1 pseudogene is annotated in these 570 nt (G+C 80.2%); it reads right to left on the reverse strand.

Annotated elements, in window-relative coordinates:
• Positions 1–570, reverse strand: a pseudogene (locus ACSNOD_RS31655) (hypothetical protein); the annotation flags it as partial.

Raw genomic sequence — 570 nt, forward strand, 5'->3', positions numbered from 1 at the left:
GCACCCTCCCGCGCCCCGCCCTCCGTCCCGGGCCCGGCGTCCGCCTCCGGCTGCGCGGGCTGTGCGGGCTGTGCCGGACCGGCCGGGGACGGCGGTGCGGACACCTGCTGGGCCCGCGGCACGGGCACGGGCGGGCGCTCGCCGGGCGACCGCGGGCTCACCGCCGGCTTCGCCGGCACGGCCCCCGGCACCTCCCGCATCGCGTCCACGACCATCGTGAACCCCGTCGCCGCCGTGATCAGCCCGGTGAAGCCCACCGCGCAGCGGGTCCAGGCCCGGGTCCTGCGCTCGCTGCCGGTGCGCACCGCGCGGGCAGCGGGAATCCGTACGGGGCCGGCGCAGGCCGCCGCCGACTCGCTGAGCAGCCGGTGCAGCGCCTCGCCCTGCCGCTCGGGCTCCAGCGCGCGCAGCAACGCCAGGTCGGGCAGCCGCTCGGTGAGGGCGGCCCGCGCGTGGCGCAGCCGGTTGACGGTGGCCGGGGTGCTCGCCTCCGTTTCGGCGGCGATCTCCGGCAGGTCGAGGCCCAGGCCGTCGTGGAGCAGCAGGGTGCGGCGGTAGGCGGGCGGCAGG

The sequence above is a fragment of the Streptomyces sp. URMC 123 genome (genome assembly GCF_051386515.1).
Classification (GTDB): domain Bacteria; phylum Actinomycetota; class Actinomycetes; order Streptomycetales; family Streptomycetaceae; genus Streptomyces.